This is a genomic window from Maritimimonas sp. 2205BS37-2, assembly GCF_056591755.1.
The window spans coordinates 123779-138809 of the sequence record NZ_JBWQOI010000003.1 but is presented as its reverse complement, the minus strand read 5'-3'; the positions used below and the strand labels follow the sequence as shown (position 1 = coordinate 138809).

8 protein-coding genes are annotated in these 15031 nt (G+C 33.6%); 5 read left to right on the top strand and 3 right to left on the bottom strand.

The genetic code is table 11. From position 1 onward, the window contains the following. Positions 1-149 precede the first annotated feature (149 nt). Positions 150-1376, top strand: coding sequence for an MDR family MFS transporter (locus tag AC1EUU_RS13580; protein WP_480201986.1), 1227 nt, complete (start codon positions 150-152; stop codon positions 1374-1376). 40 nt (positions 1377-1416) lie between these two features. Here the strand turns inward: AC1EUU_RS13580 and AC1EUU_RS13575 are convergent, their stop codons facing one another. Both AC1EUU_RS13575 and AC1EUU_RS13570 read right to left on the bottom strand, forming a co-directional pair. Beyond that, positions 1417-3354 (bottom strand): CocE/NonD family hydrolase, encoded by a 1938-nt coding sequence (locus AC1EUU_RS13575; RefSeq protein WP_480201985.1) that lies wholly within the window; start codon positions 3352-3354, stop codon positions 1417-1419. 47 nt (positions 3355-3401) lie between these two features. Further along, on the bottom strand, positions 3402-3842 hold the full coding sequence (locus AC1EUU_RS13570) for an Lrp/AsnC family transcriptional regulator (protein WP_480201984.1): 441 nt from the start codon (positions 3840-3842) through the stop codon (positions 3402-3404). Positions 3843-3950: 108 nt separating this feature from the next. Here AC1EUU_RS13570 and AC1EUU_RS13565 point away from each other — a divergent pair, with 108 nt between their 5' ends. Then, entirely contained in the window at positions 3951-4349 is a 399-nt protein-coding gene (locus tag AC1EUU_RS13565) for a hypothetical protein (protein ID WP_480201983.1), read from the top strand. A 10-nt stretch (positions 4350-4359) separates the two neighbouring features. Here the strand turns inward: AC1EUU_RS13565 and AC1EUU_RS13560 are convergent, their stop codons facing one another. Further along, a complete protein-coding gene (locus AC1EUU_RS13560) occupies positions 4360-7803 on the bottom strand; it encodes a methylmalonyl-CoA mutase family protein (protein ID WP_480201982.1) in 3444 nt (1147 codons plus the stop codon). Positions 7804-8458: 655 nt separating this feature from the next. On the opposite strand from AC1EUU_RS13560, the gene AC1EUU_RS13555 reads away from it, so the two are divergent. The 3 genes from AC1EUU_RS13555 to AC1EUU_RS13545 all read left to right on the top strand — a co-directional run bounded on the left by AC1EUU_RS13555 (position 8459) and on the right by AC1EUU_RS13545 (position 14773). Beyond that, positions 8459-9919, top strand: coding sequence for a helix-turn-helix domain-containing protein (locus tag AC1EUU_RS13555; RefSeq protein ID WP_480201981.1), 1461 nt, complete (start codon positions 8459-8461; stop codon positions 9917-9919). Positions 9920-10137: 218 nt separating this feature from the next. Further along, entirely contained in the window at positions 10138-13278 is a 3141-nt protein-coding gene (locus tag AC1EUU_RS13550) for a SusC/RagA family TonB-linked outer membrane protein (protein ID WP_480201980.1), read from the top strand. A 4-nt stretch (positions 13279-13282) separates the two neighbouring features. Then, positions 13283-14773 carry a RagB/SusD family nutrient uptake outer membrane protein gene (locus tag AC1EUU_RS13545; RefSeq protein ID WP_480201979.1) on the top strand — a complete coding sequence of 497 codons (1491 nt, stop codon included), beginning with the start codon at positions 13283-13285 and terminating at the stop codon, positions 14771-14773. Positions 14774-15031 lie beyond the last annotated feature (258 nt).

The window sequence follows — 15031 nt, the reverse complement described above, 5'->3', positions numbered from 1 at the left end:
ATTATATTGTGAGAACCAAGAAGTCTGTAAAGACCGTTGGCCGTGGTATGAATTTGTTGTGACTATATAAAGATAAATAATAACAATAAAAATTTAACCCGGCGTTTAGCCGGGTTTTTTAGTTTTATAAACCAAATGAATTCAAAACAATGAAATTGCTACATTACTTAGACCGGAAAATTGTACAACCTTATTTAGATACATTCAAGGGGTTGTCTACAGAAATTTGGTGGTTATCGCTTATTACTTTAATTAATAGGGCGGGTACTATGGTCATTCCGTTTTTGTCGCTATATCTTACCAAAGACTTAGGTTTTAGTTTAAGTAAGGTAGGATGGATTATGACAGCATTTGGATTAGGGTCTGTTGTGGGTTCATGGTTAGGAGGAAAGTTAACTGATAAAATAGGTTATTATAAGGTAATGACAATTAGTTTACTAAGTACAGGATTTTTGTTTGTTGGTTTGCAATACCTAAGAACCTTTGAGTCAATTGTATTAGGAATCTTTTTGGTGATGTTGGTTGCAGATACTTTTCGACCGGCAATGTTTGTAGCTATGAGCGCTTACAGCAAACCTGAAAATAAGACACGTACCGTTACACTAATACGTTTAGCAATTAATTTAGGATTTTCTGCTGGCCCTGCAGTTGGAGGACTGATCATTACATCGATAGGCTATAGTGGATTATTCTGGGTTGATGGTATTACCTGTTTTTTGGCAGGTCTTTTATTATTGCAAGTCTTAAATCCTAAAAAGGCACGTGTACAAGATGAAGTTGAAGTAGAAAATCCAGTTCCTGCATTTAGTGATAAAGCCTTCATTGTATTTCTGGGAGCTATGTTTTTGTTCGGATTTATCTTTTTGCAGTATTTTTCAACGATACCATTGTATTATAAAGATGATCAACACTTAACCGAGTTTGAAATAGGAATGCTTTTAGGGTTGAATGGTTTTTTAATTTTTCTACTTGAAATGCCATTTATTAAGAAGCTTGAAGATGGAGGAAAGAGTAAAACCTATTTAATGGTGGTAGGGGCTATATTGTTAGGAGCTAGTTTCTTAGTATTAAATATAAGTGGGTGGATTGGAATGCTTGTGGTAGGAATGTTGCTAATGACCGTAGGGGAGATGATTTTATTTCCATTTTCTAATTCGTTTGTAATAGATAGAGCTAGAAAAGGAAAACAAGGGCAATTTATGGCCTTATATACAATTTCATTTTCACTTGCACACATATTTAGTCATAATGCCGGGATGCAGCTGGTTAATAATATTGGCTACGAAAAAACATGGTATTTAATGACCTTTTTATCAGTATTCTGTATTATTCTATTATGGCGATTAGATACGATCACCAAATTAGAAAAGCCATAAAGATTGATTAACGTCACCTTGAAATAAATTCGGGCGACGTTTATTTTAAAATTGAAAATTCAATATTCGAAGAAGTATATACCGTATGTGTTTGGGTTTTAAAATCTTCTTCGTTAGCCTTGAAAATATTATCTACGTATGTTTGAGGGTTTAGATCTATTAACGGAAACCAGGTGCTTTGTACTTGTATCTGTAACTTATGACCCCTCTTTATTGTGTGAAAAACATCTTGTAATTTAATTGTTACAATAGTAGGTGTATTTGGTACAAACGGCTCCGGTTTAGAAAAGCTATTTCTAAATTTACCACGCATTACCTCACTGCGAACCATTAAATGATAGTTACTCATTTTCAAATGAGACTGCATGCCTTCATTGTTTTCTTCAAGATTAGAGGGATGTACATCGATTACTTTTACGATCCAATCAGCATCGGTTCCAGTGGTTGCAACTTTTAGGTGAGCAAGAATATCACCAGCTAATGTTAAATCTTCTTTTAGAATATCTGTTTCAAAAACCAAAACGTCTGGTCTTCGAGCGGCAAAACGTTGGTCATCTGTCATATACTTTCGCGGTGTGAAAACTGTTTTAATATCTTCTGAATACGGTACCGGACGTTTGATATCACTTATAAATTTTATTGCCTTGTTGCCTTCTTGATTTGTGGTTAATTCATGATTTTCTGAAAGATATAACTTTTCTTTTACTACGTTAGCAGGAGGCCATTGCTCATATGTTTTCCATTCTTTTTTCCCTGAATCATAAACATATGCTTCTGGTAACCCTGAATCTTTATTGCCACTTTCTTTTAAGAAATGATTAAAGAATTTTGTTTCTATTTCCTTTTGGAAAAATTCAGAAATTGAGTCACCAAAATAATAATTACCAACTATATTCTTTCCTTTTGTACGCGCCCAAGCACCGTGGTCCCAAGGACCAAAAACCAAGGTGTTATAATTTTCAGGATTGTGTTTTTCAATCGTCTTATACGTTTCTAATGGGCCGTATAAATCTTCGGCATCAAACCAACCGCCAACAACCATGGTTGCAACAGAGGGCTTTATATCTTTTAAGTGTTGAATAATGCCTTTACTCTGCCAAACACTATCATAATTTGGGTGTTCTACAAATTCTTTCCAAAAGAAATCATCAATAGCATTTTTTCCTTTTAAAGTAGGGTTATCTAATGATTTATACTGAAAATATTTATTCAAATTACTTAAAGGGCCAGCATCTAAAAAGAATTGATATTGATCTTGTGTGCCTAAATCAGGCAACTTATACCATGCCGAATCAATAGGTTTATCTTTTGGGGTACCAAATAATGGTATTGCTCTAAAATAGCTTAACAGAAAGGCTCCATTATGATGAAAATCGTCAAAATAAAAATCGCCAATACAAGCTTGAGGAGAAGCAGCCTTTAAAGCAGGATGTGCATCTAATGTAGAGTAGGTAGTGTAAAAACCGGGATAAGAAATGCCCCAAGTGCCTACTTTACCGTTATTATTTTTTACGTTTTTCACTAACCAGTCTATAGTATCATAAGTATCTGAAGCTTCATCTATGTCAGTACTATCTTTTTTATTCGGATTGTAAGCTCGCATATTATCATATATACCTTCACTCAGCCACCTGCCGCGTACATCTTGATAAACTACAATATTCCCTTGCTTCATCAGATGCTCGTTTGGGCCAATTTTCTCACGAAATTCATCACTTCCATAAGGACGACAACTATACGGAGTTCTTTGTAACAAAATAGGGTAGGTTTTAGATTCGTCTTTTGGCGAATAAATAGTGGTGTGTAGTTTTATTCCATCCCGCATGGTAATCTGAACCTCTTTTTTATTATAATGGTCTTGCACATAGGTGTCAGGTTTCGCTTCAACTACTTGTTGATTTTTAAGTTTTGAAGGATTATTTCTAGCACAGCTTAAAATCAAGAAGAAAAGAAGTACGAGCTTAAGAAAAATTTTCATAATAGTGTTTTGAATAAAGAAGGCTAAAAATACAAAACAAAATAATGTTATAAAGGTTTAATTTCTCTTTGATGAATAATTTGTGAAAGTACAACCTGTGTTTTTGTTTCACCATATACTATAAGTTGATCAATAAATGATTCTAGATGTTGTTGATCTTTCAAGACTACTTCCATTACAATATTTTCATTTCCAGTAACTCGGTAACAATTGACAACTTCGTTGTAGGTTTTTACTTTTTTTAGAAATGGTTTTAATTTTCCCATAAAAGCTTTAAGAGTAATAATAGCTTTTAAGTGATAGCCAAATTCTTGAGGCGATACAAATGTTTTATATCCTTGTATAACTCCAGTGTCTTCTAATTTTTTAATTCGCTCTGATACTGCAGGAGAGCTAATACCAACTTTACGACTAATAGCCATATTTGATAGTTTTGCATCTTTCTGCAATAACGCTAGTATGGCCTTATTTATAGTGTCTAAAAACATTGAAGTAATTTTTGTTATTTTATTTAAAAATTAAAGTAAATATACTCTTTTTATTTAAAAATTAAACTTATATCCATTTATTAGTCAGTAATTTTATAAGGTATTTTAATGCAACAGATTATGACGGTTCATTTTTCAGACTTACCAATTTACAGAAAGGCCATTGAGATTAGAATGCTATCGGTAAGCATTAGTCATTATTTACGAGATGACCTTTGTAAGTTAAAAGAAGATGGATCTGAAGACCAAGACATTTATTTCTCGGGTGATATAATTCAACAATCTACTACATTACTTTCTGAAATACGCGAGGCCACTTTATTAGAATCAAATGAGGGCAAAAAACGAAAGTATGTACTCTCTACCAATCATCTTTGGCAATTACTTTATAAAAATTGCAAGCGATTGGAACTTAGTAATAGTAATGGAAAAGATTTTTTACCACTTTTAAAGCATGAGCTAAAATTATTTAGAAAGCTTCATAAGAAATGGGCTTTAACTTTATAACTAAGTATAGCTACATATTTCTTCTATATTGCCCACCAACTTCAAATAAAGAACTGGTAATTTGACCTAAAGAACAGTATTTTGTGGCTTCCATTAATTGTTCAAAAATATTCTTATTATGAATGGCTGCTTGCTGTATATCAATTAATTGCTCTTTTACTTTGTCTTCATTTCTACTATGAAGGTTTTCCAATATTCTTATTTGAAATTGCTTTTCATCTTCTGTAGCACGAATTACTTCGTCTGGTATAATTGTAGGAGAACCCTTACTACTTAAAAAAGTGTTTACACCAATAATAGGGTATTCGCCAGTATGCTTTAAAGTTTCATAGTATAGACTTTCCTCTTGAATTTTAGAACGTTGATACATGGTTTCCATAGCACCTAACACGCCACCGCGCTCAGTAATACGGTCAAATTCTAGTAATACAGCTTCCTCAACTAAATCGGTTAATTCTTCAATGATAAAAGCACCTTGAATCGGGTTTTCATTCTTTGCTAAGCCTAATTCTTTATTAATAATTAATTGAATTGCCATAGCTCGACGAACCGATTCTTCTGTAGGTGTTGTAATGGCCTCATCATATGCATTTGTATGTAATGAGTTACAATTATCATAGATAGCATATAATGCCTGAAGTGTTGTTCTAATATCATTAAAATCAATTTCTTGCGCATGTAATGAACGACCAGAAGTCTGTATATGATATTTTAACATTTGAGCTCTAGAATTCGCACCATATTTATATTTCAATGCTTTTGCCCAAATTCGTCTAGCTACCCTTCCAATAACTGCATATTCTGGGTCAATACCGTTTGAGAAAAAGAATGATAAATTTGGTCCAAATTTATTAATATCCATCCCTCTTGATAAGTAATATTCTACATATGTAAATCCATTCGCTAAGGTAAATGCCAATTGAGAAATAGGATTGGCACCTGCTTCAGCAATATGATAACCAGAAATAGAAACAGAATAGAAATTGCGAACATTGTTTTCTATAAAATATTCTTGTACATCACCCATTAATCGAAGTGCAAATTCTGTAGAAAAGATACAGGTATTTTGTGCTTGATCTTCTTTTAAAATGTCAGCTTGAACGGTACCGCGTACCTGAGCAATAGTCTTTGTCTTAATTTCTTCATAGATAGATTTAGGCAATACCTGATCACCCGTTACACCCAAAAGCATGAGGCCTAATCCATCATTGCCTTCTGGTATTTCACCATTATATTTTGGACGTTCTTTACCCTCATAGATTTTGGAAATTTTTGCATCTATCTCCTTTTCGAGCCCATTTTCTTTAATGTATAATTCACATTGCTGATCAATGGCAGCGTTCATAAAGAAACCGAGTAGCATTGGTGCTGGACCATTAATAGTCATACTCACAGATGTCATTGGGTTAGCCAAATTAAAACCAGAGTATAATTTTTTTGCATCGTCTAAACAGCAAATGGAGACACCAGAGTTACCTATTTTTCCATAAATATCTGGTCTTTGGTCTGGATCATTTCCATATAATGTTACAGAATCAAACGCCGTTGATAATCGTTTTGCCGGCATTCCTAAACTTACATAATGGAAACGCCTATTTGTACGTTCTGGCCCACCTTCTCCAGCAAACATACGCGTTGGATCTTCGCCAGTACGCTTAAAAGGATATAAGCCAGAAGTATACGGGAATTCTCCGGGTACGTTTTCTTGTAAACTCCACCTTAAAATATCACCCCAAGCTTGATATTTTGGTAATGCTACCTTAGGTATTTGCGTGTGAGAAAGCGATTCGGTATGCGTTTCAATTTTAATCTCTTTATCACGAACCTTAAATGAATAAATTGGTTCTTTATATCTATTTACTTTCGAATTCCAATTAGTAAGAATTTCCCAATTAAAAGGATCGAGATTCATTTTAACACGATCAAATTCTTTGATTAGTAAGTTTATAAAACTTTTATCGTCATTAGTCGTCTGATTAAAAATTACATCTTCCTGCAATCCTTTTTCATCAAAAAGAACATGTTCTTGTTCAATAGAGTTAATATTTGCTGCCGAACAAATAGTTTTAAAGATACCGTATAGCTTTTGAGCTACATCAACTTGTTCATTTGTTTTTTTATCATACGATCGATTATTTTCTGAGATTTCTGATAGATAACGTGTACGGGCGGGAGGAATAACAAAGATCTTTTCACTCATTTCCTTTGAGATCTCAAAGCTCGATTTTAGATGTGTATTCGTTTTTTCAACGATTTTATCCATTATCGCTTTATAAAGTGTATTCATACCCGGATCATTGAATTGAGAGGCAATGGTTCCAAAAACGGGTAAATCATCTTGATGTGTATCCCAAAGATGGTGATTTCGCATATACTGCTTTTTTACATCTCTTAGCGCATCTTTTGCTCCACGTTTATCGAACTTGTTTATGGCCACCAAATCCGCAAAGTCAAGCATGTCTATTTTTTCCAATTGCGTTGCCGCACCAAATTCAGGTGTCATAACATAGAGAGATACATCACTATGTTCTAATATTTCGGTATCACTTTGACCGATACCCGAAGTTTCTAAAATAATTAAATCATATTCTGCAGCTTTTAATACTTCAACGGCTTCATTTACATATTTTGATAATGCAAGATTTGATTGACGGGTAGCCAAACTACGCATATAAACACGCGGAGAGTTAATCGCATTCATACGAATTCGATCACCGAGTAATGCACCACCAGTTTTGCGTTTTGAAGGGTCAACCGAGATAATACCTATTGTTTTTTCTGGAAAATCAATTAAGAAACGACGTACTAATTCGTCAACCAGAGACGATTTTCCGGCGCCACCAGTACCAGTAATTCCTAAAACAGGAGTCGTCGATGTTTTATTTTTATTATGAATATGTTCTAAAGCATCTTTAGCTACATCTGGAAAATTTTCTGCTGAAGAAATAACTCTGGCAATAGCATTAGGATTCTTTTTTTCTAATATTTCCGCTTCGCCATTTAAGGCGTCACCAATAGCAAAATCTGATTGCATTACCAGATCATTGATCATTCCTTGTAAGCCCATTTCTCGGCCATCATCTGGTGAGTAAATACGGGTAATGCCGTAATTCATTAATTCTTCAATTTCTTCTGGAAGAATTACACCTCCACCACCACCAAAAATTTTAATATGATTGGCACCTTTTTCTTTTAAAAGGTCATACATATACTTGAAATACTCATTATGCCCGCCTTGATAGGACGTCATAGCTATGGCATTAGCATCCTCTTGTATTGCCGTGTTTACAACTTCTTCGACACTGCGGTCATGCCCTAAATGGATAACCTCTACACCGGTAGATTGAATAATTCGACGCATAATATTTATGGCTGCGTCATGCCCATCAAAAAGAGAGGCAGCAGTTACAATTCGTACTTTATGTTTAGGTTTATAAGGCGTAATTTGTTCCATTAAAAAAATAAAATTTGTGGCACAAATTTACGGATTATTGTTGACTAAATTTATTTGAGATACTTAAGAAAAGCCCAAAATTTTCTATCGAGTAAGTAATTAGGATTCCCTTCATTGTGATAAGCTTCTTTTTCAAAAGAAATATTGTGGTAAGCCTTATTCCAATTTCTAAATCGAATGAGATGATAAATGAATTCTAGACAATACCATAAAAAGAAAAAAATTAATAAGAATTCAATTTGTTGTCGTAAATGTATACGTTCATGATTAATAAGCACGTCATTTTTTGATAATGACTTATTTTTTAAAAAAATAAACGGATAGATGGCTAAGCCGTTATAGTTTTTTGGAATTAAAAATTTGGAAAATAATATCACTTTTAAACCTTGTAGGATTGAAAATAATGGCTAAATGCTAATGTACAAAGAATATTCTGATATTATGGGTATTAGATCATATTGAGTCGAAACAAAGTGAAATCCTATCAAAATTAATGGGTAAGATATTATCGGGAGTTACTTTTCAGAAGTGAATTAACAATCCTTTAACTTTTAATTTTGCTACTTTTAATATGTAATTCAAATAATCTACCTGATCAATGAAGTCAGCGCGAATAATAATCTTATTATTGTTCTGTTGTTTATATTCCTTTGCGATGCCCAAAACCAAGGGTATTAATGAGGTTATAAATAAAAAAAAGGAGCTCGATAGTATCCACTTTCCTAAAGTATCTTCTGAACTTACAAGGAATTCGGCCAAGGAGATTATTGGTACTTATATTGAACTAAAAGATAGAGGTGTAAAATTTAGTATTGAAGATTACAAGCGCCTTGCCATTAGTTATGCGGTTTTAGGTGATGCTGAAAGAGCTAGTGACTTTACCTCCCTATATCTTAAAGAAGCCCATTCAATTGATATTTTAAATAGAGAAGAGTTTAATAATATTGAAGGGACAGCTGTTTTTAAAAATGTTTTGAAAAAATACCAACCTGAGCTAAATGGATGGATATTATTCTTTTTTTCAACCGGACTTATAGGGATATACATTGCTATTGTTCTCAATATGAGAAAAAAGGGAGATACTGTTGCTAATCTGCTAATAAGCGGTTTTGTATTTATTCATTCGCTGTTTATGATTCACTTAAGTTTGTTTTTATCAAAGCTTAACTTTAGTGTCCCTCATACACTTTATGCGTCAACATCTTTTTCTTTTTTATACGGACCATTAATTTATTTTTATTTTAAAAGAATTTGTGAAAAATATAAATTTAGAAAAATTGATTTACTACATCTGTTGCCCTCGCTTTTGTTGTTTATATTCCTCTTACCGATTTATTTAAAAAGCGGAGATGAAAAACTACACCTATTGTATAATAGGGATGAAATTTTACATACCATTTTAACAACAGTGGTTATACTTAAGGGTATTTCATTAGCAATATATGGCTATCTAATTTTAAGGGTTAGTTCTAGATCATCAAATAATATTAAACATATTGAAGTTCAGAAATGGAAGAAGAACATGCTAATATTAAATTCGTCTTATGTAGTTTCATATATTGTTTATGGTATTGCTTTGATTAGTATAGTAATGACCAATATGTTGATATACCCACAGATATTTGTAATGTGCGTATTAGTGTTATATGTAGGATATACCGCATTTGTGCAACCTAGAGTATTTAGTAAAAAGTATTTGTTCGATGAACTGTCGTTAAAATATCAGAAATCTGGTTTAACCGAGGGCTTTTCACTTGAATTAAAAGAGCAGCTTCTAAACCTGCTCCAAGAGCAAAAGATCTATAAAGAAAACGACATAAGTTTAAATTCACTTTCAGATAAAATGGGGGTTACACGTCACAATCTGTCTCAAGTAATTAATGAACATTTTGATCTTAATTTCTTTAGCTTGATTAATAAGTACAGAATTCAAGAAGCCCAAAGAATTCTTAGAGATGATTATAAGAACAATCTGAATATTATTGACATCGCCTATGATGTTGGTTTTAATAATAAAGTAACATTTAATAAGGCTTTCAAAGAAGAAACCAAATTAACCCCAACGCAGTATATAAAAAGTATGCAGGCAACTTCTTTAAGAGTAAATTTCAAGTAAACTTTCTTCGGTACAGTTAAATATTATAGGGTTTACCTCCAAATTTTCATAGCAACAGTTTATTTGACTTGTATTTGAATTAATTCAGGCAGGTCATCATGGTACTGTATTTTTAAATTTCCACTAAACTTTGACTTCATTTTAAAGGTATAAATCATATGCCTGCCTTTTTTATTTCACATACAGACTAATTCAAATGTTTAATTAAAACTCAATTTATGAAAGTAAAAAAGCTATTCATGCTAATGCTGTGTTTTGTTAGTATAAACACGATGTTGGCTCAAACCAAAACTATAACAGGTACTGTTACAGATGCCGATAATAGTCCATTACCCGGGGTTAGTGTAGTAATCAAAGGCACAACAACAGGTACTGAAACAGATTTTGATGGTAATTACTCAATAGCTGCTAGTGTTGGAGATATACTACAATTTAGCTTTGTAGGAATGACAACACTCGAAAGAACTGTAGGCACATCAAACACCATTAACGTGGTATTGCAAAGTGATAATGTTCTTGATGAAGTAGTAGTTGTTGCCTATGGTACTTCAAGTAAAGAAGCACTTACTGGAGCAGTTACTCAAATTAAAACTGAAGATATTGAAAAAAGATCGATTACAAATCTATCTGCAGCAATAGAAGGTGCTTCTCCAGGTGTAATTGCAACCGCTAGTGGTCAACCTGGATCTGGTCAAAGTATTAGAATTAGAGGATTTGGCTCTTTTACAGCTACAAATGCACCGCTATATGTTGTCGATGGAATTCCAATCAATGGTAATTTAGCAAATATCAATCCGAATGATATCGAAAATATTACAATATTAAAAGATGCATCGTCAACTGCATTGTATGGTAATAAAGCGACAAACGGTGTGGTATTAGTTACTACTAAGAGAGGTAAAACTGGTAAAGGAGAACTTTCAGTAAATCTATCAACCTCAATTGTTGATAGATCGATTCCAGAATATGACAGAATTGATGCATTTCAATATTATCCTGTGATGTGGGAATCTTTAAGAAATACCTCAGCAGTTCCAGGAGTTAATACACAAGCTGAACTAGATGTTGCTAATCAATTTGCAAGTGATAACATCTTTGGTCAATTAGGATATAACCCTTTTAATGTTGCAAACGATCAAATCGTTGGTACAAACGGTCAATTAAACCCGAGTGCATCATTACTTTACAATGATTTTGATTGGGAAGGAGCTATTACAAGAACGGGTGTTAGAAGAACAGCAGATATTAGCTACCAAGGAAGAACTGAGAATGCCGACTATTTTGCATCATTTGGTTACCTTAATGAAGAAGGATATTTAATTAAATCTGATTACGAAAGATTTACTTCAAGAGTAAATGTTAATTATCAAGCTAAAAAATGGCTAAAGGTTGGCGCTAATTTAGCTGGGAGTAAATCACAAAGTAATCAAGGACAATTAGGAGGAACTACTAGTTTTAGAAATGCTTTCCGTTTTACAAGAGGAATGGGGCCAATATATCCAATATACGCCCACGATCCTGTTACAGGAGCATTTATTCTTGATGCTGATGGTAATAGAGTTTTTGATTTAGATGATAATAGACCAAGCGGTGCCAGTACCGGTAGACATGTTGTTCTTGAAAGACAATTAGATGTCGATTTCGATGAAATTACTAACCTTAACTTAAAGACCTACGCCGATATCACTTTATATGAAGGCTTAACTTTTAGAACGAACCTAAGTTATGAAGAAGACAATTTTTACAATACATTCTTTTGGAACACGGTAATTGGTGATGGAGCTCCAACCGGTTTAGGTTTTAGACAATATGTTAGAACAAGAACTTTAGGTTTTAACCAGTTATTAAATTATACGAAAACCTTCAATGAGGTGCATAATTTTGAAGTTTTAGCTGGCCATGAAAGTCAGCAATTAGAGATTGATGATTTCAATGGTACACGTAGAACTCAAATTGGAGCTGGAAATCTTGAGCTCATAAACTTTGTGGAAACAACTGATTTAGTATCTCAAAGAGATGAAGCTACTGATGATAGTTATTTTGGAAGGTTAAATTATAATTACGACAATAAATACTTTTTAAGTGGTTCGATACGTACAGACGGATCATCTCGTTTCTCAGAAGAAAAGAGATGGGGTACTTTTTGGTCTGTAGGTGGATCTTGGAGTATTGACCGTGAAGATTTTATCTCAGACATTTCTTGGATCAATCAATTGAAGCTAAGAGCTTCTTATGGAGAGCTAGGGAATAGTAGAATCTTAAAACTTGTAAATAATGTTTTTGTAGCTGATTACTATCCTGCACAAGCAACTTTTGCATTAGATAATAATAATCAAAATGAACCAGGAGTGTTAAGATCTAGTTTAGGAGCACCAGATTTAGAGTGGGAAACCAGTGCTAACTTTGATGTTGCATTAGAATTTGGCATATTTGATAGAATTAGAGGTTCTGTAGAATATTACAATAAAGAATCACAAAACCTAATCTTTAATGTACCTGTAGCGTTTTCTGATGGAGCAGATAGTAAATTAGAAAATATTGGTACTTTATTTAATAGAGGTATTGAAGTAAGTTTGTCTGCCGATATATTTAAAGGCGAAAATTTTTCTTGGAATTTAACGGTTAATGCAGCTACCATTAAAAATGAATTTACCGAGTTACCACAAGGAGAAATCATTAATGGTACCAAAAAGCTTCAAGTTGGGAAAGGGTTATTTGACTACTGGCTAAGAGATTGGTATGGCGTAGATCCAAGTGATGGTTCAGGTTTATTTGTAGCCGAAGATCCAAACGCTTCGGGTGTAAGAACAATAAATGGTGTGGCAGTAACGCCATTTTCAACAAATGCTAAATTTCATTATGCAGGTACGGCAATCCCAGATTTAACTGGTTCAATTAATAGTCAATGGAGTTATAAAGGTTTCTCTTTATCTACATTATTTACATATCAAATTGGGGGCGAAACTTTAGACTTTAATTATAGAGATATTATGAGTTCTGGTTCATATGGTACAGCCAAGCATGAAGATATTTTAGATAGATGGCAACAACCAGGAGATATAACCGATGTGCCAAGAATGGATGCTTCTTTAGCATCTCAATGGGATGCTACTTCAGATAGATGGTTAACAGATGCCTCGTTCTTTAATTTAAGACAGGCGAACCTATCTTATGATTTTAAAAGCGCTATCACTGATAAATTAGGAGTTTCTGGCTTGAGATTGTACGCGACGGCTGAAAATGTATTTTCAATAAATGCAAGAAAAGGTTTGAATGTGCAACAACAGTTTAATGGTAATACATCAAATGTATTTACACCTTCTAGAATTGTATCATTTGGTTTAAATGTAAAATTATAATACAATGAAAAAAATAAAAATTATATTAATATTAGTTTTAGGAGTTTTAGTTCTTAATTCATGTAAAGACGATTTTTTAGAGACAACTCCCACTGATCAGATTTCTGCAAGCGATGCTGTAAGTAGCACCACAACTGCTAAGGCAGTGATTAATGGAATTCATAGATCATTATATACCCGCTGGAATAATATTCAGGGTAACTGTGGAATAGGAGGGGTTTATATTCATATGGATTTACTTGGAGAAGATCAGGTGGTGCATAGAGAACAATGGCATAATAGAGTTTATAAATGGACCGCCGGTAGAAGTGATACCGATTTTTATAGCGAATTTCCATGGAGATCATATTATATTATCATTGCAAATGCAAATGTTTTAATTAATGGGATTGAAAATGCAGCCGGGCCTGAAGAGGAAAAGAATGAGATACTTGGACAGGCATTAGTGTATAGAGCATGGGCGCACTATCAATTGGTTCAGACATATGGAGGAAGATATGTGTCTGGCGGAGGAAATAGTCAATTGGGTGTGCCGTATAAAAAGAGTGCACTTGAAGAGCAACTCCCTAGAAATACGGTTGAAGAGGTATACTCAGAGATCAATAGTGATTTAGATGCTGCCATAACTGCATTGGATGGTTTAACAAGAGCAAACAAATCTCATATCAATCAAGCTGTTGCTAAAGGTGTAAAAGCTAGAGTAGCATTAACGATGGGTAATTGGGCGTTGGCAGCACAGATGGCAGAAGAAGCTAGAGAAGGTTTCTCCCTAATGGACCAGGCAACATATGCTATAGGGTTTCAAAATAATTCAGAAAGTAATCCTGAGTTTATGTGGGCGAGCCAAGTAGTTTCAGACCAAAATGATGGTTTTGGTACTTATGGAGCATATATTTCTAGAAATTTTAGCTCGTCAGCAATTCGTGGTAATCCTAGATCTATTAACTCTGCATTATATGACATGATTTCAGACACAGATGTTAGAAAAGGATTATGGGATCCAACAGGAGAGCACTTAAACCTTCCTTCAGGAAAATCATTATTAGCAAGTCATCAAAGAAGACCATATACTAATCAAAAGTTTTTGGCGGTAAGTAATGGTGATAGTACAATGGATGTACCACATATGAGGGCTGCTGAAATGTATTTAATCCAGGCTGAGGCAGAGGCAAGACTAGGAAATGATGGAGTGGCAGCTCAATTATTATTTGATTTGGTTTCAACAAGAGATGATGCATACACATTATCAGCGAATACAGGTCAAGATTTAATCGATGAAATTCTAATAGAAAGAAGAATTGAATTATGGGGAGAAGGATTTAGATTTTTAGATCTTAAAAGATTGAATTTACCTTTAGATAGAACAGGCGCTAATCATAATGCGGCACTAGCCGGAAATGTATTAGAGGTGCCAGCTGGTGATATTAGATGGGAATGGTTAATACCAAGAGAAGAGCTTGATGCAAATCCTAATATGGTTCAAAACCCTCAATAGTTTTTATATACATTTTGTTTAAATTGAACCCAAGCCACCTCGAAAGAGGTGGTTTTTTTATGACTTAAGTTTAAATTCAACATCATTTTGGTAAAAAATCCTTTGGGTTTTCAATAGAATATTACCGATTTATAAAGTACAAATTACATAACTACATAATTGCACGTAAAATTTAAGTAAACTTTTATCGGTATGGTTAAACATTGTAGGGTTTGCCCTTAATTTTTCATTGAGACAGTTTATTTGAATTGTATTTGA